Here is a 20,953-nt window from a genome sequence, read left to right as displayed (position 1 = left end):
TCCCTCCCCTTTGATAACGGATAGGAAAAGAAACGGGCCTCCATGTCGGAGACCCGTTTTACTTCAATTATCTAATTAGTTTAAACAAGGATTCTCCTGTTTCAGTATTATCTATAACTCCATTAAAATACTCTGAGCCAGGTCCATATGCATACACATTGACATCCACACCAGTATGGCCACCTGTCGTCCAGCCAGTTCCTGACCTTTTATCAAAAATCGCTTCAATCGCATTGTCAATTTCTAAGCTATCCTTAGATTCTGCAGCTGTTTGAACGGATTGAATTTCTTCCGCTGTTAGCTCCAAATCAATATATTGTTGAAGTGTTTGTTTAACATCGGCACCTTGCACAATTTGTTGAGCCATAAAGTCCGGAGTTCGCTTGGCAGCTTTTATTGGTTCTGGATCCCATACGTATGGACCATTTGCTCCAATAGAAAGTCCCCCAGTAGAGTGGTCTGCTGTTGCAACAACAAGAGTATGTCTATCTTTTTTAGCAAAGTCGATGGCAGCTTGGAAGGCTTTCTCAAAGTCCTCCATCTCACTCATTGCACCAACCACATCGTTATCATGACCAGCCCAATCAATTTGACTTCCTTCTACCATTAAGAAGAACCCGTCACGATCTTTTTTCAATCGATTTAATGCGGACTTTGTCATCTCTTCAAGAGATGGTGAATCTTCACCTCGATCAATCATTTTATCCATTCCAACTGGGGCGAAAAGCCCGAGCACTTGATCATTTCTGTCTTTTAACAGCTCCTCTTTCGTATCAACGAAAGAGTACCCATCTTTTTGAAATTCTTCAATAAGATTACGGTCTTCCCTATCAAAATAATTGGTTCCTCCACCTAATAACACATCAACCTTATGCTTTCCTCTGATTGTGTCATCAAAGTAATCGTCCGCAATCTCATTATAGTTATGACGTGACTCATCATGTGTACCAAAAGCCGCAGGGGTCGCGTGGTTAATCTGAGAGGTAGCAACCAATCCAGTTGCTTTCCCTTTTTCCTTTGCGCGCTCTAAAACCGTCTTAACATCTTTCTTTTTCATATCAACCGCGATTGCACCATTGTATGTCTTTACCCCTGAGGACATGGACGTTGCAGCGGCAGCTGAATCTGTTATATTTTCTTCATGATCAAAAGAATACGTTTTTTGTACCCCTACTAGGTATTCATCAAATACCGTATTTTCCATCATCGGTGTAGAAGGATCATCTTTGAGGTAGCGATACATCGTGTTATATGTAGGACCCATTCCATCTCCTATTAAGAAGATGACATTTTTCACTTTGCCTCTGTTCCAGTTGCCCCAATGGTTGTCCTTGTCACTTTTTGCCTCAGTGACCGAAAAACCTCCAGCTAAACTCCCTGCCACAACAGCTGATACCATCGCAACTGGTAATATCTTTTTCATTCTTTTCTTCCACATTTTTCTCCCTCCCATTATTTGCTTCATGGTCATTATAACGAAGGGCTATGAAATCTATATGACAAATACGTAAATAGTAGAATACTTGATAGAAACGATGAAATAGTCCCGCTTCTAAGTAGAAAATACAGATAGAAAGAACTACAATCGACAAGGTTTGATAGAATTCCATTTTTCTAGAAGATAGACTAGTAGTGATTTCTAACTAAACATGCTAGAAGAACTATTTACAAAGTTCATATTCCATTAACAAAGGTTGAAACGAAGTCAAGATTCTGAGGCTAGAACAAAAGCGTAATCGCCCGGTATTATGGATTACAGACTAAAACCGTCCTATGCGGACAACGTCTGCAGACCCCTTGCCGGGGCCACGTACGGACTGCGCCTGGCCATGCCAGGTGGTTCGACTGTCGCGCGGGAGTGGTGGTTTTAATCGAACATTCTTACGTAGGAAATAAAGGAAACATGCCCCTTCAAAGGGGTATGCCAACGTTGGGCTCAGGAGCCCGGGTTTAGTTAGCCTTCCTTATTCATCAAGGTTAAGGAAGTCTCGCTAGTCGCTGGGCGCGTTAGGAAGCGGAGCGGGCTCGCCCAGATACGCCCGCATAAGTAGGGCTCCGTAAGTGACGGAACTTGTCACTGTAGGAGAACTGCTAAGACGTGCGTATCTAGCCCGCACAGCTGAACTGGAGCTGGACGTGGCTATTGCAGTACATTATTCACACCAGGCAAGTTTTATAATTTCCTGGTAAACTATAAAAAAGATGAGAAACTCTGTAAAAGAGCTCTCATCCTAATTTTCCATTACTTTAAGATATCAAAAATCAAATTTCCAGTTTCCGTATTATCAATTAATCCAGAGAACATTTCTTTACGCGGCCCGTAGCCATACACGTTCACATCTACTCCGGTATGTCCACCTGTGGTCCAGCCTGTACCAGATCTTACATCAAATATTTGTTCAATAGCGTTATCTACTTCGACTACATCTCCTGTCTCGGTAGCATCCTTCACTGAATTGATTTCTTCTGTTGTAAGGTCTAAGTCAATATATTGAGAAAGAGCCTTTTCCACATCCATACCTTCCACGATTTTATTCGCAATGAAATCTGGAGTTTTTTGGGCTGCTTTGATTGGTTCAGCGTTCCAATTATATTGCCCATTGCTACCAATCGCCAATCCACCTGTCGAGTGATCTGCTGTTAAAATAACTAGAGTATGCTTATCTTTTCTAGCAAAATTAATAGCAGCTTGGAAAGCAGATTCAAAGTCTTCCATCTCGCTCATTGCACCAACTACATCGTTGTCATGACCAGCCCAATCGATTTGACTTCCTTCTACCATTAAGAAAAATCCATCCTTATCAGACTTCAATCGATCTAATGCTGAATTGGTCATCTCTTTTAATGAAGGAGTGCTTTCCCCACGATCAATCATTTTATCCATTCCAACAGGGGCGAAAAGTCCAAGTACCTGATCGTTCTTGTCTTTTAAAAGCTCCTGACGATTATCTACATAACTATAGCCATCTTCTTTAAATTGTTCTACTAGATTACGATCCTCTCGAACGAAGTAATCCGTTCCTCCACCTAACATCACATCTACTTTATGTTTCCCATTCACAAGTTCATCATAATAGTCATCCGCTATCTCATTATAATTACTTCTAGACACATCATGCGCGCCGAAAGCAGCTGGCGTAGCGTGGTTTATTTGTGAAGTAGAAACTAAACCAGTCGCCATTCCATTATCCTTCGCTTGCTCTAAAACTGTTTTTACCCTTTCTTTTTCCATATCAACAGAAATCGCTCCATTGTATGTTTTGATTCCAGCTGCCATCGAAGTTGCCGCTGCGGCAGAGTCTGTAATATTTTCCTCATGGTCAAAAGAATAAGTGACTTGTTTTCCGATGAAATGTTGATCGAATAAAGTCTCCTCCATTTCTGGAGTCTTTGGATCATCCTTATAATAACGGTACATCGTGTTATAAGCCGGACCCATACCGTCCCCAATCATTAAAATGACATTTTTGATTTTAGCTCTGTTATGCTTTTTCTCACTTTTCGCTTCGGAAGTAGAGAATGTTCCTAGTAAACTACCAGCAACCAGAGCCGTGATAACGCTTCCAATAATAATCTTTTTTCTGTTTCGTTTTTCTCTCATATCTATCATTCCCTCCCCTTTCAGTTGAATCGAGCCCATTATAGCACGGCCTATTACAGAAAAACGGGAAGAAAAGGAAAACGATAGAATAGGACTAATTTTTCTACAAAATTCATCTTCTATCCATCGTATAAATAACGAGGAATGATCTATTGATTTCTAGTAATTTAAGCAAATACTACTAGAAAATTAACTAGGGATTCCCTAGTTATTTACGGTTAATACTATTTTTCCTGTATGTGTTCGACTTTCCATTTTTCGATGTGCCTCTGCAGCTTCTTCCAAAGGGAATACTTCCCCAACCTTCATGTCGATAACCTTAGAGGCCAACAACGGAATTACCTCTTTTGCAAGTTCTCCGATAAGCTCCGGTTTTTTATTCCGTGTCGTTCCAAGGCTAAAACCTAGAACAGATCGGCAGCTTGCATGAAGATCTGTTGTGTGGAAACTGCCTACTTCTCCACTAGAATTCCCGAAATGAATCAAGCGACCATATGGAGCCAAACATTCCAGGCTCGCTTCGGAAATCTTGCCAGAAATAGAATCCAAAACAATATCGACTCCATGATCATTCGTTTTCTCATTCACCTTTTGAACAAAATCCTTATATGTAATGATTTGGTCTGCACCAGCTTCCAATGCAACGGGTGCTTTGTCTAGATGGCTGACGGTCCCTATAATTTCACCTGCTCCCATATACTTTGCTAATTGGATGGCAGTCGTCCCAACACCACCTGATGCAGCATGGATTAATATGGATTCCCCTTTTTCCATTCTAGCTACTTTTTTTAACAATGCATAAGCCAAAAAGCTTACGATGGGGCTTGCTGCTGCGGTTTGAAAATCTAGTTCATCTGGAATAGGAAAAACAAGCTGTTGTTCAGCAACCATATATTCCGCATAGGAACCACTGCTTGGAAAAGCAATCACTCTTTGTCCTACTCTTAAATTGTCGACCCCCGATCCTGTTTTAACAATTGTTCCAGCTGCGTCTAAACCAAGGATAAGTGGAAAAGATCCCTTCGATTTCGTCCCCTTTCTATTCTTGATATCTGCATAATTTACACTTGTATGAGCCACTTTGATGAGCACCTGTGTCTCAGTTGGCTCAGGAATAGGAATTTCCTTGTAAATAAGAACTTCTGGACCACCAAAACGTTCCATGACAACTGCCTTCATAGCTAATCCCTTCTTTCATCATTCTTTTCCTTTATCATAAGCGATGGTAGGAAGATTTCAAATATAGAAAACCACTTCCCATAAAATGAAGTGGTTTCCTCTTGTTGGTATTTACTTATTAGTATCCAAAACCTTGACCTGTTGGATAGTTGTTACCAACGATTACAAGCAATACGAACAATACAACTAATAGGATGAAGCTGTTATTGCCCCAAGATCCTCCTGCTGCGTATCCCATGCTATTTCTCACCTCCTCCTCGACAAGGGTAAGAGTTAAGAAAATAGGAAGTATCTTTCCTACATAGTCTTAGTCTTGCTTAGCTACCTTGCAAGGTAATAATAATGTATGCCGAAATATCCTTTTCGGGTAGGTTATTGTCCTTATCTCAAAAAATTGAGTTGGAAACCTATATATATTTTTTGTAAAGGCAAAGCTAAATCTAATCTGTTTCCTTGAAATCGTGTTAGACTATAGGAAGAAAAGGTATACATATATATATTGAAGGAGATCACATATGAAATTATTTGCTTCCGATTTGGATGGTACTTTATTAAACGGGGACCACAAAATAAGTAAAGAAAATGCTGAAGCCATAAGAAAAGCTCAAGAACAGGGTGTTAAAGTTGTAGTTGCAACTGGTAGATCGTATAATTCCGCTCGTAAACCAATGGCGGAAGTTGGCCTTGAAGCACCTGTTATTTGTTTGAATGGAGCACAAATATACACAGTAGAAGGTAAGCTCGTTCGGAGTGTCCCTTTAGAAAAAGGGGTCGCAATGAAAATTATCGAAGCCTGTCGCCAAAAAGGGGCCTATTTTGAACTCTTCACCAATCAAGGTGGGTTTTCAAGCAGTAGGGAAGACTTTTTAAAAGTGATGGTGGATATCATGATGTCTGCAAATCCAGGATTAAAGGAAGAAGAAGTCAAACAACATGCTACTAAAAGATTCCAAGAAGAAGAGATCACCATCATCGAAAACTATGAAGAGCTCGTATCTAGAACAGATATAGAAATTTATAAGGTATTAGCATTCTCGACAACGAATACAACGTTAGAAAGTGTTCGCAATGAACTATCTGAGGAAACTGGTGTAGCCATCACTTCTTCTGGATTTGATAACCTGGAATTTAACCACCCTCAAGCCCAAAAAGGGATAGCGCTTGAATTGTTTGCGAAAGATATCGACATCGATATGAAAGATGTCATGGCGATCGGCGATAACTACAACGACGTATCTATGCTCCAAGCAGCCGGCATGGGAGTTGCTATGGGAAATGCAGATGAGGAAATCAAGCAATTGAGTGATTTTGTGACGAAGACTAATTTAGAGCATGGTGTAGCTTATGCTATTGAAGAGATGTTGAAAGTACAAAAGTAATCAAAAAGCCACTCGAAAAAGAGTGGCTTTTACTGCCTATAGGGAAAGATTAGTATGCTCCCCATCCTTGACCCATAGGATAATTATTACCAACGATAACAAGCAATACAAATATTACTACTAATAGAATAAAGCTGTTGTTACCCCAAGAAGATCCGTAGCTCATTATCTCACCCCCTTATCTGGTTAGAGGAAACAAATTATTTCCCTCTGGATGATGATTGTGGATGTTGGCTTCGTGTTTTGGATTTCTTACCTTGCTAGGTTACTAACAATATATGTTTTCCATTGCTTTTTGGGTGGGTTTTTGCCTCTATTTACATGATTTAGTTAACTGCCTATCTTTCAATTAATTCCTTCTCACCCATGTGAGTAAGAACATCCTCCATGAATGGCAAACCTTCATTATCACCAGAAACACTAACGACCATCGAACCGATCGTTGTAGCTAGTTTCATTGTCCTTTCAAGGGATAACCCATTTAACATACCATACAGAAACCCTGCGTTAAATCCATCTCCTGCTCCGACGGTATCCACTACTTTTTTTGCTGGTATTGGCGATGCTTGTAAATATTTCCCCTGATGAAAAGCAGAGGCACCCTTTTCTCCTTTTTTAATGGCAAGCGTATCGATGCCATTTTCCTTACAAATATGGATAATCTCCTCATCTTCGGACGTTCCAAATAAGATATTTGCTTCTTCGTCCCCTGTCAATAAAATATCCACAAATGGTAAATAGCTTTCCATTGTTGATCTTGCTTTTTCTTTACTCCATAGTTTTAATCGAATATTTGGATCAAGAGAAACTAATACTCCATGCTTTTTGGCAAGCTCCATCGCCCGTAACAAAATAGCTGGATTACGCTCATCGATTGCAGAAAAAACACCAGTAATATGTAACAATTTTGCTTGTTTTATATAAGATTCATTCAATGCCTCTGGCGACATAGTAATAGTTGGAGAATTATCCCGATAGTAAAAATTCCGTCCTGTTCCATCCTCCAAGATCTCTTTAAAATAAACGGAAGTTGGATACCCATCAACCAGCTTGACCTGACTAGTATCCATCCCTTCTCCTCGTGCGAAATGAAGAATATGTTTTCCAAATTCGTCATTGCCAAGTCTACTAATCCAGCCTGTTCGTAATCCTAATCGGGCACAGCCAATCGCAAGGTTAAGTTCAGCACCTCCAACTCGTCTCTCGAAGGAATGGACAAATCTCATGGGACCCTTCGAGGTCGGGTTAAACGTAATCATCGCATCTCCAATTGTAATAACATCTAACATGATTGCACTCCTCTCTTCCTTTCCTTATTTGAATGTGTTTAGTACATTGTACATCATGTTGTAAGCGGTTTACACAAAAAGAGTACTCCGTTTTTAATCAAACGAAGTACTCTTCCTTCTTATTAGACTAGACCAAATCCGTTCCATTAGAAGCGATTACTTTTTTGTACCAATCAAAGCTCTTTTTCTTGCTTCTCTCTAGGCTTCCATTTCCGTCATTGTCTTTATCGACATAAATGTATCCGTAACGTTTTTTCATTTCTCCTGTACTTGCACTAACTAAATCAATCGGTCCCCAGCTCGTATAACCTAGAATCTCTACACCATCTTCAATCGCTTCGGCCATCTCTTCAAAGTGTGCTCTTAGATAGTCCATTCGATAATCATCGTTCACCGTACCATCCGCTTCTGGCACATCAACTGCACCTAGCCCGTTCTCCACGATAAATAAAGGTTTTTGATATCGATCATAAAGTTGGTTGGCAGTAATGCGAAGACCTTTCGGATCAATCGTCCAACCCCATTCTGATGTTTTAAGATAGGGGTTTTTTACAGAAGCAAAGACATTTCCTTCTGTTTGATCTCCTAATATTTCCGGATCCGTGCTGATACAACGACTAGCATAATAACTAAATCCAATATAGTCTACGGTATGGTTACGAAGAATTTCTTCGTCGTCCTCTTCCATTTCAATATGAATATTGTTATCTCTAAAGAAACGTTTCGCATAGCCAGGATATTCTCCGCGAGATTGAACATCTATAAAGAAGAAGGACTCACGATCACGATCCATCGCCTCCCATACATCATCCGGGTTGCTTGTGTAAGGGTAGGTAGAGCCCGCCGCCAGCATACATCCAATCTTTGCATCAGGAATGATTTCATGACAAGCTTTTACCGCAAGTGCGCTTGCTACTAATTGATGATGAGCTGCTTGGTAAAGGATTTGTTTCTTATTCTCGCCTTCCTTAAGAATAATTCCAGCACCTACAAATGGCAGATGCAAAAGCATGTTGATTTCATTAAAAGTCATCCAATATTTAACTTTGTTTTTATACCGTTCGAAAATAGTTCGCGTATAGCGCTCGTAAAGATCTACCATCTTTCTATTTTTCCAGCCATTGTATTTGTCAATGACAGCCACAGGCACATCAAAGTGGCACGTTGTCACGACTGGTTCAATGTTGTATTTTAAAAGTTCATCAAACACATCATCATAGAATTGTAATCCTTTTTCGTTTGGTGTTTCATCATCGCCATTTGGAAAAATTCTTGTCCATGCTATAGACATACGGAAGCTCTTAAAGCCCATTTCCGCAAACAAAGCGATATCTTCTTTATAACGATGGTAAAAATCAATTGCTTCATGTGATGGATAAAATTCATCAGATTTTGGTTCTAAGGAATCCACGTTCCCTAACAACACATTAAATCTGTTCTTACCGATCGGCATAAGGTCAACCGTCGTTAGACCTTTACCGTCCTCTAAATACGCACCTTCAATTTGGTTAGCAGCCGTAGCTCCACCCCATAAGAAGTTTTCTGGGAATAACGGTTTTGTCATTTTCATTCCTCCAATTTATGTAGGTAAGTTGCTCTCATTATGCGCGTGTACATTCTCATTATACAACTCAGAAAAGAAAAAAAGCGACTTTTAGGGACCCGTGATTATGTCCAGAATTTCGTGCAAATCATCAATTATAAAATCAGCTTTTGGAACGTTTTCATAATCTGTTCGTTTCCAAATTGTTTGCATTCCAACCTTATGCGCTGCCTCTATATCATTTTTTGGGTGGTCCCCAACGAAAAAAGCTTCAGATGCTTGAACGCCGAGTTGCTTTAACCCTCTTTGAAAGAGAAGTGGGTCTGGTTTTTTAAGCTTTTCTTTTTCTGAGATCAGGATGGTGTCCAAATAATTTTCTATATGTAATGCTCGAATGTTGTTCATTTGAAACGGATCTTTCCCATTTGTTATAATCCCCATTTTGTATCCATAACAGGCTAGCTGATCTAAGGTTTCGATGAGGTTAGGAAATGGGATGCAACTTTTATAAAAGTTTGTAACATAGTCCTCTAAAAGCTCCTGCCAGGTTATCATTGTTATGTCAAATTCCTCCACCATCTGCTGATACACTTTGTCCTTCCACACATATCCTCTATCATCCAACTTTAAAAAAGAGTGAACGTAGGCTGATTTCCTGACATGGCCAAAGGATGGTTTTAATCTATTAAATTGATCATCCACAAAATGCCTTACCGATTTCTCCCGATCTAGTAGTGTGCCATCGAGATCGAAAAGGATCGCCTTATTCATTGTCTCCCTCCTCCACTATAGAACCGATATCCATTCATGATTTAAATCCCACTTTGTTATCGCTTCTTTCAACCATACTTTCTTCTCCCTATCCAGCAATGGAACCACTTGTTGGAAATCTAGTAAGTCTTTTTCCCGTGGGTTTTTAGTTTTATAGAGAAGGACAATTTCTGGTGCTAGAAATGGAATTCCGGAAGAAGAGATTCGTATTAAATCTTGGATAGGGTACGTAATAGACGTTTCTCGGCGAAATAACCAAATATCTTCTACTCTTTCATTAAGTAGAATTTCCATCGCACTGTCCCCGTCTCTCCTTTTTCCGTGTATTTCATGGATAGGAAGCTCTACATACTCAGCATTCCATGGCATTAGCTTCCCTTTCACTACTTTTTGAAAATCACAATGGTTCAGGTAGTTTTTTAGTACAAATTGATCCTGACGAAACAGACCAATCTCTATATCTGAATGCTCTCTAGTTTCGTGTCCCACAAACAAATCAATGGCCCATCCACCCGCGATAAACCAAGGTTTATCAAACTTAGACATTTGGTCTTTTATACGCCTACAAGGTTCAAACATAGACTTCCCCCTTCTTTGGTTTAGTAAAAATAAGTATAATATAGACAAATAGAGAGGGGAAATCTTTATGTCCTATTTACCGGTTATGATGGATTTTAACAATAAACAGGTAGTTGTAGTAGGAGGCGGGAAGGTTGCGGAGCGGCGTGTCCAAACCCTCCTTCCTACAATGGCTTCGATTATCGTCGTCAGTCCGGAGGTAACTAGTGAACTCGCCCACCTACATGAACAAAACAAAATCGTTTGGCAAGCAAAAGCCTTTTCCGCTTCGGATGTCCAAAAGGCTGCTTTGGTGATTACCGCCACCAACAACCCGAAAATTAATGACTTAGTTAGAAGGTCTTGTCCTGCCCATGTATTGGTTAATGCTACAGATGATGCGGATAAAGGTGACATTCATTTCCCTGCTCATGTTCAAAGGGGAAAACTATCCATTGCCGTCTCCACTAACGGAGCTAGTCCTATGTTAACGAAAAAAATTAAAACACAGCTGGAGGAAATGTTCGATGAGGAGTATGAGCAGTATGTGGATTTTTTGTATGAAGTTCGTTTGCTTCTCAAATCTTCCTTGATTCCGGTAGAGAAGAGGAAAGCAATTCTTCAATCCTTCGTTGAACGACCTCCATTATCTGCGGATGAACAAGAATATCAGATACAAGCAATAAAACAGAGAGTGAAAGAAAAATAAACCTTCTCCTATAAAATAAGTAGTACCGTTATAGTCGCTAAACATACGCATTGACATTCCAATAAGCAGTCCAAATAGCATGAAATTTGACTTCTTCGATGTTTAGTTGTTTTATGAAAGAAATTGGTACAGGAAAATCGCAACTCAAATAATATCGACACAATAGCTAATGTCAACGTGCTGTTTAATTACAAAGGTGTTTATTTATTTGACAAACCCGAGAAGGAACTTGAATACCAGTCAAGTTCCTTCTCTCTAACTTACATCCCAGACCGTAACGCTTGAGATAATCCACCATCATCTTCTAATTTGTAATAGTACACCTCTCCTTTAGCGTTAACCTTTGCCCTTCCTGTTACTTCAGCGTAACCTTTTTCTATCTCCCCTTTTTGATAACCAACCTTCACTTTAAACATATATTCTTCATCATTCGAGTCACTTTGTTCTAAATCAATGCTTTCCGCTTGCAATTTATAATCCCCATAATGCGCGGTGGACTGGAAGTCTAATAAATAGCTTCCGATAAATGTTTGATATGCATCATCAGTAAAACTAGATTTATATTCTTCTTCAAGATACTTGTCTAACTCAGTAGGTCCCTTTGGTTTCGATTCTTCTTTTCCAATGATTGTCAGATTGTCAGGGTCCTCTAATAGGTTCATTAATTCTTGATCCGGTCCAGAGAACTGTTTATTTAAGATTTCCTTTAGTATCTCGCTATCACCATCTACATTCTCTTCCTCAATAAGTTGAAAAAGTGGAAGCGCTAACAGAACAACCACTAGAATGGCTCCTGCAAAAGATAAAAAATATTTCCATTTTTGAGATTTTCTATTTGACACATTCATCTCTTCATTCATCCTAGAATTTATGTTATACCAAAGCATTTGTTGCTCTCGAATGGACAGATTTACCTTTGTACCAATAGATTTAAAATCAGAATCCAAAAATTCAGTCTCCTCATGTGACTTCACTATTAAAACCCTCCTTTTTCAATTCAGACCTTAATGTCTTTAATCCCCTAAACAGAGTGACTTTCACTTTACTTTCTGACCATCCAAGTATCTCAGAGGTTTCTCTTATGGAAAACTCCTTAATTTTCCTCAATATAATTACATCTCTATAGTTGTTTCTTATATTCAATAATGCTTTAAACAAATATTTTTCTTGTTCATTCAATAAAAGAAGTTGTTCTGGGGTTGGTTCGATGGATTTTATAGGTAGGATCGGGTCTAAATAAAAAGCTACGGGCCTTTGCTTTCTTAAACAATCTATCGTGAAATTATGTGCAATTCGAAATAACCAGCTTTTAACATTCCCACCTTTAAAGGTATGTCCCTCTGTGTAAGCTCGCAAGAATGTTTCCTGCACAATATCTTTCGCGTTGTCATGTTGACCAGTCATAAAAAAAGCAAAATTATAAATATCATTGCTATACTGATGATACCAATCTTTAACACGTTCCCTCATTTTCTTTGGCTCCAATTAGTAATTCCCCCTTCCGATGTTCTTTCACCTTAATAACGCTCTAATTTGAAATAAGTTACACTTATTTTTTAAAATATTTAGATTAATGTATATATCCCATGTCCAGAAGGTGGAAAACACTATATGGTTGGTCGTGGATCAGGATATGTGTGGGTTGATGGCGAAAGGGTCTTAAATGGTATCATATTCCAATGTAATAAGTGTTACACTTTTGTAATCAGTGAAAATAATCCACTTTTGCTTGATTACCTTGGTTTATACGCAAGAGGAAGTGCTAACGAATTCGTAGGACCAGGTACCGTATTATCAACAAATGCCATTTACTATAACTCAGACTTGTCTACATGGACCGGCTACACCTGGCATTACTAGAGATTTTTTAACGATTAAAGAGGACTTTTTCAAGTCCTCTTTTTGGATTAATCAATAACTGAAGGATATCTCTTACTAAGAGTATAAGCTACTTGACAAAGTTCTTTGAAGATGTCATTACAGTCGATATTCTTTCTGGAAGTACCTTTATCCTGTGCATTAGATCCAAAAAAATTATAGAGACATTACAAATGAATAATTGTGTTGATTCATCCAGTAACACCTGAACCAACATTCGTAATGTCCTGCACAATTAGGAAATCAAAACCTTTTCTCATTGCTTTTATATACCCACTTCAAAACCTGTTTTTTCCTTCAACTAGGAATAAACCTCCCTAACATCCATGTTTTTTGCATGCTATTTCTATCTTCTGTTAACTTGATATGGATACACTCTTTCTTTCATTTTGATTCTTCCAACGATTGAGTATATCTAGCCCTCGTTTATTCTGCAACTGGTCCTTGGCGATATCTATTCCTTCCTCTATTGACCGAGAAGCGCCAAACAAATAATAGCGGATAGCCGTATTAAGTACAACCTGATTGTAATAATACGTATATTCGCATCGTTTTTCTCCACTTAAAATAGATTCGATAATCTGCTTCTGCTCTTGCACAGAAATTTTTTTAGTCTTATCAAATTCCTTGTTAAGTAGCCCATATTCCTCTGGCTTCACTAAAAAATGTTCCATCAAATCTTGGTTAATACGGTAGACAAAACTATTTCGATGAACGGGTACGTCCTCTGACCCTTCCAAGCCTTGTACGATAAAAATTCGGTCATAGGATAACTTACTTAGTATTGGGTAAATTTTTTGAATTGCGGTTCTATGAAAAGCTCCCATCATAAGAGAGCTTGCATTCGGGATATTTAATAGTTTCTCCGCCGTGTTAAGCAGTGTTCTGACCCCAATTTCTTCTCGAATAGACCTTAATGCCGTCAGTCCTTTTGAAAATTTTTCTGTCCAGACAAAGGCTAAGTTCGTCTGTTGGAGTGAATGTGCAACTTGATCTGTAGTACCTTCAGTTTCTATGCCCAAAGAAATTAAAATATCCTTAACAGAAACACCAAATTTAGGTGGTAGAGTATCACTACTATGTAGATAAGCTGGAATGCCAAAGTCTGCTAGAAGGATCGAGCATGGAATAGTCGCAGCGAAGTAATTTCTTCCATTGTATGGACCAGCAAAATCTATTAAGTTAGCAACCAAGGATTTAGGTATATCTATCCTTTCCCTTTCTTCCTGAAGCACATGAACAAAGGCCAGCAATTCCTCCGGTGCTTCTGTCTTCATCCTCTGAGCAATAAGATAACCAGCAATTTGGGCGTCACTCGCTGAACCAGATAGAATGTGCTCGGCGATCTTTTTCGTTTCCTCATAACTTAAGTCCTTTGAACCTTTCTTTCCTCTTGCCACCTCTTTAAGCCATTTCTGCACGCTTATCCCCCTCCCCAATTGCCTCTAGAACTCGGTTCTGAAGGGCAACACAAACATTTGGATGACGGCCTAGATATTCACAAACCGTTACCTTTTGTTCTGGATGCAGCTCTAACTGACGAACAGTCTGATTAATCTCTCTCATCAACATACCTGTAAAAAGAAGATAGGGAACTACGACAATATTTGTGGAACCGAATGTAACTTTTCTAGCAAGAAAAGATCCAAATTTAGGTTCTGCAGCTGCAAGAAAGCATTTTTCAACAGATTTTACGGACATGGATTCGGAAAGCATATCTGAAATAAGCTGTATATCTTCTAATGTATTTGGATCACTACTTCCCCTTCCTACTAGTAAAATTTCCATATCAGTTGTAGGTGGATTTTGCTCTTTTATTCTCTTAACCAGAACATCTACTAGTTGTTGCTGAACGCCCAATGTTTCCCCGTAGGATACCTTAACTTCCGGATAGGACTTCATCGTTTCTTGAACCATCTTTGGAATATCCTTTTTGGCATGGGTAGCGGTTAACAGTAAAACGGGAATAATCGCGATTCTAGTAGCCCCTCTTTGAATACATCTTTCAATCCCTTCTGGAATCCATGGATTCGCTAGTTCTAAAAAGCAATATTCTTGAATCGGAACATTTATATTGACCATTGTTTTTTCAACAAAGTCGACTGCTTCATCAACTGCTTCTCTTCTCCGACTGCCATGACAAACATATAAAACTGCCTGCACGATTATCCGCCTACTTCCATTATTTCATAGGTTAATGGTTGGTTCCGCTTCCCATATTCCTTTAACAGTTGTAGCTTTTCTCTAAATCGAACGACCTCCCCAATGATGATCATCGCTGGATTCCGAATCTCCTCTGCCTTTACAATTCCAACAATGGTTCCAAGCGTACCGGTTACAACCCTTTGTTCTACTGTTGTTCCTTCTTGTATAACAGCAACAGGCGTATCCTGTAACTTGCCAATTCTGAGGAGTTGTTCGCAAATATGAGGTAGATTGGAGATCCCCATATATATCGCTATGGTGTCCACAGCTTCTGCTAAGCTTTTCCACTTTATATCTTCAGGCTTTCCTTTTTTACAATGTCCAGTTAGGACAGCAAAAGAACTTCCCAACTCACGATGGGTTATCGGAATATCGGCATAGGCAGGTGCTGCAATCCCAGCCGTTATTCCAGGAATAACTTGATACTTCAGACCATTCTGTACAAGAGCTTCCACTTCCTCTGCACCACGACCATACACAAACGGATCGCCACCTTTTAACCGAACTACGTTTTTTCCTTCTGCTGTATATTTAACTAGTAAATGATTGATCGTTTCCTGTTTCATCTTATGGAATTTCGGTAATTTACCACAAAATATAAGTTGGCAAGTTGACTTTGCTTCTTTCAGCAACTCTAGATTTACGAGACGATCGTATAAAATAATATCGGCTTGTTGAATACATTTCAGAGCCTTCACAGTAATGAGGTCAGGATCACCGGGACCTGCACCTACTAAATAAGCTTTCCCCATGTGTTGCCCTCCTTAGACTAGCCCCGTTGTGTTCCTGTCATGGGGCGATTCGTTTTTTGAAGTTCTAATACACTTACTTTGTTTCGTTGTGAATGAGTCATATATAAGGCTAAGCCAGTAAATAAAAATCCACTTACTAGGTTACCTAATAAAACAGGAAGTTGGTTCCAGAGCCACCATTGGGAAATCGTTATGTCCGCACCCAACATCATTCCTGCAGGTATAACAAACATGTTCACAACAGCATGCTCAAACCCTTGAGCAAAAAATATAAGGATAGGTAACCACATGGCAGCGATTTTCCCAATCGTAGTGGTGGATGTGAAGGCAACGACTGCACCTAAGGTAACCATCCAATTGCAAAGGATTGCTTTCACAAACACAACCAAAAGACCAGTACTTCCTAGGCTTTCATAATGTAAGGTCTTGGCTTCCGCCACCGCCATTATTTTCGTTGCGACTGGGGCATCCAATACATTACCAAACTGTGAAATGGCAACTGTGTACAGAAGCGCGTAAAAAACCGCCCCGATTAGATGCCCAATAATGACCCAAAACCAATTCAAACACATCTCTTTTACAGTTGCCTTCTTTTCTAAGACAGCTACAGGAATTAGTGCAAAACTACCTGTTACTAGCTCTAGCCCTAGAAGAATGACGAGGACAAAGCATGCAGGAAAGAGCATTGCTCCTAGAATACCAAGCCCTGACTGCGTTTCCGCCGTAAAGGCTAGCGTGGTACCAAAGCCCAACAAGGCTCCAGCTAATCCCCCTCTAATAAGTAAATCTCGTATGGGAAGTTTTGCTTTTGATTCCCCTGCTTTCACCATATCCTGAACTACTTGATCTGGCTTCACAAATGACATCTTTCTCCTCCTTTACTCTATAAAACTTCTATTCTGGCAATAGAACATAGACTAAATCATTTTTTACTTCTATCTTGTAAGAAGGTACACAGCCATCATCCGGCTTTTGCACTTGACCATCCACGATACTAATCTTCCAGTCATGCAGTGGACAAAATACGTACTCCCCACTTACCATACCGTCTGCCAAAACTCCACCTTTATGGGGACAGCGATTTTCAATTGCACGAACTTCCCCACTCGCCAGCTTAAAGATAGCCAATTCATAGGTTCCTATTGTTACGGTTTTTCCTAATCGCTCAGGTAAATCCGATTTATTTCCTATTAGGACTCGTCTTAACGTTTGTTCCAATCTTCCTTCCCCCTCTTCGTTTTATTCAGACACCTTCACTTTTTCATATAAATCACGGAGCAATGTTCCATTTCGGATGGCTTCACTCCAAGGTTCCTGTACAGCAGATAAAGCAATCTCCATACTCTGATTTAATGCATCCCTTTTTTGTTTATCCTCCAATACTTCTTGAATATGGTTAATACCGACTCGTTCTACATAGGCAGAGGTTCGTTCTAAATATTTAGCGTTTTCGCGGTAATCCTGTAAGAAGGCTCCAATGTACTCTAGAACTTCTTCTTGAGTTTTGACCTTCACTAACAATTCCGCTTTTCTTAGTTCTACACCGCCATTTCCACCAACATAAATTTCCCATACTCCATCCAGCCCGACCACTCCAACATCCTTCACACCGCCTTCTGCACAGTTTCTAGGACATGCGGAAACGCCCATTTTCACTTTATGTGGTGTATTCAATCCTTCAAATTTCCTTTCTATCTGAATCCCCATCCCAACTGAATCTTGGGTACCAAATCTACAGAAGTCTGCACCGACGCATGTTTTTACCGTTCGAACAGACTTGGCATAGGCATGTCCTGAGGCCATTCCTAAATCCGCCCAAATCTTTGGCAAATCTTCTTTTTGTACGCCTAAAAGGTCAATTCTTTGACCACCTGTCAGTTTAATCATGCCAACTTCATACTTGTCGGCTACATCGGCAATCTTCCGAAGATCCTCCGAATTTGTGACCCCACCATACATTCTTGGAACTACCGAATACGTTCCGTTGTTTTGAATATTGGCGTGAAGACGTTCATTAACAAATCTAGACTCCCGTTCATCCTTATAATCTATTGGGTTTATCATTCCTAAGTAATAATTCAAAGCAGGCCGGCATTTGGAGCACCCTTCTTCTGTACTCCATCCCAAAACATTCATTACTTCTCTCGTATGGGTAAGACCCTTCTCCTTAATCTCGGCAATGACTTCATCCTTCGAGAGTGTCGTACATCCACAAATCGTTTCTTGTTGGGTTTCGCTATATTCATCCCCTAGCGTGTACTCCAGTAATTCACTTACTAACGATTTACAGGTACCGCAAGACCTGGAAGCATTTGTACAGCCTTTTACTTGTTCCACAGAAGAGAGTCCTTGCGTTTGGATTGCCTGAACAATCGTTCCTTTTGTAACTCCATTACAGCCACAAATTAATTCATCGTCCGGCATTTCAGCTACTAGGCTCTCATTGGATTCTGTTTGTTCCCCTAAGGCTAAATATTCTTCTATTTGGACACCCTTTTTAATAAAACTTAGAAGCTTGTTCCCCTCTCTCGTATCACCAAATAGAACAGCACCTGTAATATGATCGTTCTCAATCGTAATTTTTTTGTAGGTTCCTCTCCAATCATCCTTAAGCTTAATGGTTTTCATGGAATCATATTCCTTGATGTTTCCAGAAGAAAATACATCCACACCAGAAACCTTTAATTGGGTAGATAATATGGAACCTTTGTACCCCTTATCTTCCAGCTTACAAATTCGCTTAGCCAGTGCTTTTCCTTGTTCGTATAAAGGTGCCACTAACCCGTAAACCATTTGGTTATGTTCTGCACATTCTCCTACGGCAAAAATATTAGGCGTGTCTGTTTCCATAAAGTCATTGACTACAATTCCTCGATTTACCTCAAGATCTGTTTCCAATGCGAGAGAGACATTTGGTTTGATTCCAACCGCCATGACGACTAGGTCCGCCTTTATACGATCGCCATTACTGAACCTTAGCCCCGTAACACGATTTCGCCCTATAATTTCTACAGTTTGTTTTTCAAGTAAAAAGTTCATACCTTGCTTCTCAAGCTCGGTTTGAAGCATATGTCCAGCTTCTCTGTCTAACTGTCGTTCCATTAAATAATCAGCAATATGAATAACATCGACTTCCATCCCGAGATTTAACAATCCTCTTGCAGCTTCAAGCCCTAGCAATCCACCACCAATAACTGCCGCCTTTTTATATTTCTTGGAGTATTCAATCATTTTTTCGCAATCCTTAATATCGCGAAATGCCGTCACTCCCTCTTTGTCTACACCTGGTAAAGGAAGCATAAATGGATTAGAACCTGTTGCAAGGATTAAATAGTCGTAGTTAGCTTCACGACCTTTATCTGTGAATACAACCTGAGATTTTTTATCCACTTTGACTACCGTTTCACCAGGATAGAGAAGAATATCGTTTTCCTCATACCAGCTCCACTCGTTTAAGGTGATGTCTTTTACTTCGGTATCTCCTTGCAACACTTTTGATAACTGAATTCGATTGTAGTTTGGGTAAGGCTCTGTCCCAAAAACGGTAATGTCAAAATCATCCGGTCTTAGCTTTTTGATTTCTTCAATTGCTCTCATCCCAGCCATTCCATTTCCGATTAGCACAATCTTTTGTTTCGGCATGTTTGCAACTCCTCTTTTTATTTTTCTGAAAATTAAGATATATAAATTGTTGCAAAGGATGATTTTTAATTCAAACGTCTTGTGAGAATATCTGACAGGAGGGAAATAGAGCGGTTTCTGTAAGAAAGCGGAATCAATTTCTACGAAAAGGATGTGTCAAACCTTTGTTATAACTGTGTTTCCAGCAATTTAGAAACAAAACGAAACAACAAAAAAGCCAGCGAAAAATAAGTAAATAGTCTTACTTATTTTTCGCTGGCTAACATTTACTTTGAGAGAGGCAAGAACTTCTATATACGTTGTTTTTGATTGAGCCAGTTCCGAATAACTTCGCCAACCTCTTTCGGTTTATCCCATTGAAGCATATGGTTAGTGTCAGGGAGCTCTCTAATCGTAACGTCCTCTATTTCTTCGTTTAGCTTTTGAATACCTCTTTTTCTAGCTTCTTGTAATTCTTCTGGTTCTGTGGCATGCACTAGTAATAAGGGAACTTTTATATAGGAGTAGGTACTAGAAAACGACTCCCTGTAGAATGCTTTTATGATGGATAGGACCGTAGACTCATTGACTATAAGTTGATAATCCGTCTCATACTTCATAATCGATCGGTTATGTTGTAGAAGCTAGCTTTTCAGGATCCTACGCTAGCAACCACTGTGAATCCCACGAAGCATCTGGAAACTATTCAATCTATTAAACTTAATAGCTCTTAAGTTTGAGGCATTTGAAAGATCAAACTAAAAAACAGCCCGTTTGGAATAATTTTTCTTCCAAACGGGCTGTTTTTTATATGAATTAGTTAGATGTTCACCTATTGTAGTTTCAAGATTCGTTTTACATTGGTGGTGAATATGGATATGGCTCCTTGTATTACCCAGACCCGAAGATGAGGCTACTTCATAACCGGTCTGTGCCTTTTGGGGGGCACCTCAATCTAACAGTATTCCCGGAGATTAAAGAACCGTTGATTTTACTCAGACGGTCGAGCATCCAAATACCTCATTTTTTAATGTAGTTATATTTCCATTTTCACAAGAAAACAGAGGAACTTTCTTTGATTTCTCAAGATAGTCCCTTCGGTTACAATTTAGATGACATTTAAGTGGCCTCACGAATATGTAAGGCTCTTTTACGTGGTTGGCTCTCCTCACCATGTCAATTGTAGATCGTTTTTATGGCAGAAGTGGATCAAAAAGAAGGAAAAGTAGGAGCTATCCCCATGACAATATTCAGGGAAATAGGTGTTTTTTAAAACTGGAAAAAACTGTCTACTATAATTTTGCAGTTAGACCAGTCCTCTCATTGGGAGTTTTAATCCTTTATGATATAAAAAGACGACTTAAAATTCACATATGAATTTTGAAGTCGCCCTTTGGAGTTGCTTTTAAGCCAAGTAAAAGAATTTCCAGCCGCCTCTTAATCATATGTTTTCTTGAGGCCAATTATA

Annotated in this window: 21 protein-coding genes; 3 read left to right on the top strand and 18 right to left on the bottom strand. The window is 39.4% G+C overall.

Translation table 11 applies throughout. The features are described 5' to 3' along the window. Positions 1-67: 67 nt before the first annotated feature. From KO561_RS07055 to KO561_RS07040, 4 genes are all read right to left on the bottom strand, one after another. The gene (locus tag KO561_RS07055; RefSeq protein WP_231096410.1) at positions 68-1,438 is read right to left on the bottom strand and encodes an alkaline phosphatase; all 1,371 of its coding nucleotides are present in this window, start codon (positions 1,436-1,438) and stop codon (positions 68-70) included. 804 nt (positions 1,439-2,242) lie between these two features. Further along, positions 2,243-3,601: an alkaline phosphatase gene (locus tag KO561_RS07050; RefSeq protein WP_231096409.1), complete on the bottom strand. Its 1,359-nt coding sequence runs from the start codon at positions 3,599-3,601 to the stop codon at positions 2,243-2,245. Between the two features lie 204 nt (positions 3,602-3,805). Then, entirely contained in the window at positions 3,806-4,780 is a 975-nt protein-coding gene (locus KO561_RS07045; RefSeq protein ID WP_231096408.1) for a quinone oxidoreductase family protein, read from the bottom strand. Between the two features lie 118 nt (positions 4,781-4,898). Further along, positions 4,899-5,018 carry a YjcZ family sporulation protein gene (locus tag KO561_RS07040; protein ID WP_231096407.1) on the bottom strand — a complete coding sequence of 40 codons (120 nt, stop codon included), beginning with the start codon at positions 5,016-5,018 and terminating at the stop codon, positions 4,899-4,901. 277 nt (positions 5,019-5,295) lie between these two features. On the opposite strand from KO561_RS07040, the gene KO561_RS07035 reads away from it, so the two are divergent. Next, the gene (locus KO561_RS07035) at positions 5,296-6,159 is read left to right on the top strand and encodes a Cof-type HAD-IIB family hydrolase (RefSeq protein ID WP_231096406.1); all 864 of its coding nucleotides are present in this window, start codon (positions 5,296-5,298) and stop codon (positions 6,157-6,159) included. A 49-nt stretch (positions 6,160-6,208) separates the two neighbouring features. Here KO561_RS07035 and KO561_RS07030 read toward each other — a convergent pair whose 3' ends face one another. From KO561_RS07030 to KO561_RS07010, 5 genes are all read right to left on the bottom strand, one after another. After that, entirely contained in the window at positions 6,209-6,325 is a 117-nt protein-coding gene (locus tag KO561_RS07030) for a YjcZ family sporulation protein (RefSeq protein ID WP_231096405.1), read from the bottom strand. Between the two features lie 172 nt (positions 6,326-6,497). After that, positions 6,498-7,448 (bottom strand): sugar kinase, encoded by a 951-nt coding sequence (locus KO561_RS07025; protein WP_231096404.1) that lies wholly within the window; start codon positions 7,446-7,448, stop codon positions 6,498-6,500. A gap of 127 nt (positions 7,449-7,575) precedes the next feature. After that, positions 7,576-9,012 carry a 6-phospho-beta-glucosidase gene (locus KO561_RS07020; RefSeq protein ID WP_231096403.1) on the bottom strand — a complete coding sequence of 479 codons (1,437 nt, stop codon included), beginning with the start codon at positions 9,010-9,012 and terminating at the stop codon, positions 7,576-7,578. Between the two features lie 90 nt (positions 9,013-9,102). Next, positions 9,103-9,762: an HAD family hydrolase gene (locus KO561_RS07015; protein ID WP_231096402.1), complete on the bottom strand. Its 660-nt coding sequence runs from the start codon at positions 9,760-9,762 to the stop codon at positions 9,103-9,105. A 15-nt stretch (positions 9,763-9,777) separates the two neighbouring features. Further along, positions 9,778-10,341: a nucleotidyltransferase domain-containing protein gene (locus tag KO561_RS07010; RefSeq protein ID WP_231096401.1), complete on the bottom strand. Its 564-nt coding sequence runs from the start codon at positions 10,339-10,341 to the stop codon at positions 9,778-9,780. Between the two features lie 67 nt (positions 10,342-10,408). Here KO561_RS07010 and KO561_RS07005 point away from each other — a divergent pair, with 67 nt between their 5' ends. Further along, complete coding sequence (locus KO561_RS07005; RefSeq protein ID WP_231096400.1) at positions 10,409-11,029, top strand: NAD(P)-binding protein; 621 nt, start codon at positions 10,409-10,411, stop codon at positions 11,027-11,029. A gap of 260 nt (positions 11,030-11,289) precedes the next feature. On the opposite strand, the gene KO561_RS07000 is transcribed toward KO561_RS07005, so the two are convergent. Together KO561_RS07000 and KO561_RS06995 are read right to left on the bottom strand one after the other, a co-directional pair. Further along, complete coding sequence (locus tag KO561_RS07000) at positions 11,290-12,003, bottom strand: hypothetical protein (RefSeq protein WP_231096399.1); 714 nt, start codon at positions 12,001-12,003, stop codon at positions 11,290-11,292. After that, on the bottom strand, positions 11,990-12,514 hold the full coding sequence (locus KO561_RS06995; RefSeq protein WP_231096398.1) for an RNA polymerase sigma factor: 525 nt from the start codon (positions 12,512-12,514) through the stop codon (positions 11,990-11,992). Before KO561_RS06995 ends, KO561_RS07000 begins: the two co-directional genes overlap by 14 nt. A 126-nt stretch (positions 12,515-12,640) precedes the next feature. On the opposite strand from KO561_RS06995, the gene KO561_RS06990 reads away from it, so the two are divergent. Beyond that, the gene (locus tag KO561_RS06990) at positions 12,641-12,889 is read left to right on the top strand and encodes a hypothetical protein (protein ID WP_231096397.1); all 249 of its coding nucleotides are present in this window, start codon (positions 12,641-12,643) and stop codon (positions 12,887-12,889) included. Between the two features lie 374 nt (positions 12,890-13,263). Here KO561_RS06990 and KO561_RS06985 read toward each other — a convergent pair whose 3' ends face one another. From KO561_RS06985 to KO561_RS06955, 7 genes are all read right to left on the bottom strand, one after another. After that, entirely contained in the window at positions 13,264-14,328 is a 1,065-nt protein-coding gene (locus KO561_RS06985) for an anthranilate phosphoribosyltransferase (protein WP_231096396.1), read from the bottom strand. After that, complete coding sequence (locus tag KO561_RS06980) at positions 14,312-15,070, bottom strand: sirohydrochlorin chelatase (RefSeq protein ID WP_231096395.1); 759 nt, start codon at positions 15,068-15,070, stop codon at positions 14,312-14,314. Before KO561_RS06980 ends, KO561_RS06985 begins: the two co-directional genes overlap by 17 nt. A gap of 2 nt (positions 15,071-15,072) precedes the next feature. After that, positions 15,073-15,864: a uroporphyrinogen-III C-methyltransferase gene (gene cobA, locus KO561_RS06975; protein WP_231096394.1), complete on the bottom strand. Its 792-nt coding sequence runs from the start codon at positions 15,862-15,864 to the stop codon at positions 15,073-15,075. 17 nt (positions 15,865-15,881) lie between these two features. Beyond that, positions 15,882-16,730, bottom strand: a complete 849-nt coding sequence (locus tag KO561_RS06970) for a formate/nitrite transporter family protein (RefSeq protein ID WP_231096393.1) — start codon at positions 16,728-16,730, stop codon at positions 15,882-15,884. 28 nt (positions 16,731-16,758) lie between these two features. Next, a complete protein-coding gene (nirD, locus tag KO561_RS06965; protein ID WP_231096392.1) occupies positions 16,759-17,082 on the bottom strand; it encodes a nitrite reductase small subunit NirD in 324 nt (107 codons plus the stop codon). 21 nt (positions 17,083-17,103) lie between these two features. Then, positions 17,104-19,506 carry a nitrite reductase large subunit NirB gene (gene nirB, locus KO561_RS06960; protein WP_231096391.1) on the bottom strand — a complete coding sequence of 801 codons (2,403 nt, stop codon included), beginning with the start codon at positions 19,504-19,506 and terminating at the stop codon, positions 17,104-17,106. 290 nt (positions 19,507-19,796) lie between these two features. Beyond that, positions 19,797-20,105 (bottom strand): alpha/beta fold hydrolase, encoded by a 309-nt coding sequence (locus tag KO561_RS06955; protein WP_231096390.1) that lies wholly within the window; start codon positions 20,103-20,105, stop codon positions 19,797-19,799. Positions 20,106-20,953: the final 848 nt, after the last annotated feature.

This window comes from Radiobacillus kanasensis, from assembly GCF_021049245.1.
Classification (GTDB): Bacteria; Bacillota; Bacilli; order Bacillales; family Amphibacillaceae; genus Radiobacillus; species Radiobacillus kanasensis.
This window is presented reverse-complemented; position numbering and strand designations above follow the sequence as displayed.

Excerpts from the sequence above, each read along its gene's own strand:
- KO561_RS06970 (WP_231096393.1), bottom strand. The coding sequence starts at position 16,730 with ATGTCATTTGTGAAGCCAGATCAAGTAGTTCAGGATATGGTGAAAGCA.
- KO561_RS07020 (WP_231096403.1), bottom strand. The coding sequence starts at position 9,012 with ATGACAAAACCGTTATTCCCAGAAAACTTCTTATGGGGTGGAGCTACG.
- KO561_RS07010 (WP_231096401.1), bottom strand. The coding sequence starts at position 10,341 with ATGTTTGAACCTTGTAGGCGTATAAAAGACCAAATGTCTAAGTTTGAT.
- KO561_RS07015 (WP_231096402.1), bottom strand. The coding sequence starts at position 9,762 with ATGAATAAGGCGATCCTTTTCGATCTCGATGGCACACTACTAGATCGG.
- KO561_RS07025 (WP_231096404.1), bottom strand. The coding sequence starts at position 7,448 with ATGTTAGATGTTATTACAATTGGAGATGCGATGATTACGTTTAACCCG.
- cobA (WP_231096394.1), bottom strand. The coding sequence starts at position 15,864 with ATGGGGAAAGCTTATTTAGTAGGTGCAGGTCCCGGTGATCCTGACCTC.
- KO561_RS07050 (WP_231096409.1), bottom strand. The coding sequence starts at position 3,601 with ATGAGAGAAAAACGAAACAGAAAAAAGATTATTATTGGAAGCGTTATC.
- KO561_RS06990 (WP_231096397.1), top strand. The coding sequence starts at position 12,641 with ATGGTTGGTCGTGGATCAGGATATGTGTGGGTTGATGGCGAAAGGGTC.
- KO561_RS07040 (WP_231096407.1), bottom strand. The coding sequence starts at position 5,018 with ATGGGATACGCAGCAGGAGGATCTTGGGGCAATAACAGCTTCATCCTA.
- KO561_RS07045 (WP_231096408.1), bottom strand. The coding sequence starts at position 4,780 with ATGAAGGCAGTTGTCATGGAACGTTTTGGTGGTCCAGAAGTTCTTATT.
- KO561_RS07030 (WP_231096405.1), bottom strand. The coding sequence starts at position 6,325 with ATGAGCTACGGATCTTCTTGGGGTAACAACAGCTTTATTCTATTAGTA.
- KO561_RS07055 (WP_231096410.1), bottom strand. The coding sequence starts at position 1,438 with ATGTGGAAGAAAAGAATGAAAAAGATATTACCAGTTGCGATGGTATCA.
- KO561_RS06955 (WP_231096390.1), bottom strand. The coding sequence starts at position 20,105 with ATGAAGTATGAGACGGATTATCAACTTATAGTCAATGAGTCTACGGTC.
- KO561_RS07035 (WP_231096406.1), top strand. The coding sequence starts at position 5,296 with ATGAAATTATTTGCTTCCGATTTGGATGGTACTTTATTAAACGGGGAC.
- nirB (WP_231096391.1), bottom strand. The coding sequence starts at position 19,506 with ATGCCGAAACAAAAGATTGTGCTAATCGGAAATGGAATGGCTGGGATG.
- KO561_RS07005 (WP_231096400.1), top strand. The coding sequence starts at position 10,409 with ATGTCCTATTTACCGGTTATGATGGATTTTAACAATAAACAGGTAGTT.